This window comes from Nonomuraea maheshkhaliensis (assembly GCF_039529435.1).
In the GTDB taxonomy this organism is placed as follows: Bacteria; Actinomycetota; Actinomycetes; order Streptosporangiales; family Streptosporangiaceae; genus Nonomuraea; species Nonomuraea maheshkhaliensis.
This window is the reverse complement of record NZ_BAAAMU010000337.1, coordinates 1-607: the sequence shown is the minus strand read 5'-3', so window position 1 is coordinate 607 and position 607 is coordinate 1. Positions and strand designations below refer to the sequence as shown.

Below are 607 nucleotides of genomic sequence, written 5' to 3'. Positions count from 1 at the left end.
CGATGAGCACCAGGTAGCTGGTGTGCTCCGGGGTGTGGCCGGGCGTGTGGATCGGCCGCAGGACCAGCCCCGCTCCGCCGTCCAGGTCCTCCAGGTGGAAGGCGGGGGTGTGCCGGTAGGCGGGGGCCGCGGCGGCGGGCAGCACCAGCTCTGCGCCGGTGTGCAGGGCGGCCTGCTCGGCGCCGGAGACGTAGTCGTTGTGGAGGTGGGTCTCCACCACGAAGCGCAGCTCGACGTGCTGTTCGGCGGCGGCGTCGACGAAACGGCCGATGTCGCGCTGGGGGTCGACGAGGATGCCCTTGCCGTCGTGGGTGAGCAGGTAGGTCTGGTCTCCCAGGCCGGGCGTCCGGAATGACATGATGTTCATCTATACCCCCGGGGGTATCAGTAGGTGAAAAATGTGCGGCCACGGACGTCCCGTGACCGCATGGTGTCAGGCGAGCGCCAGGAACAGCTTTTCCAGCTCCGCGACGCTCATGGGTGGCTCGTCACCGCGCCTTTCGGTGTCCTGGCAGTGCCGCAGGCCGGTGGCGACGATCTTGAAGCCGGCCCGGTCGAGCGCTTTGGAGACGGCGGCGAGCTGGGTGAGGACCTTCGTGCAGTCCTC

General features: G+C 68.9%; 2 protein-coding genes. Both read right to left on the bottom strand.

What is annotated here, in order from left to right; genetic code table 11:
• On the bottom strand, positions 1-358 hold a 358-nt coding region (locus ABFX54_RS56740), incomplete at its 3' end, for an MBL fold metallo-hydrolase (protein WP_346115634.1).
• A 75-nt stretch (positions 359-433) separates the two neighbouring features.
• On the bottom strand, positions 434-607 hold a 174-nt coding region (locus ABFX54_RS56735; RefSeq protein WP_346115635.1), incomplete at its 5' end, for a metal-sensitive transcriptional regulator.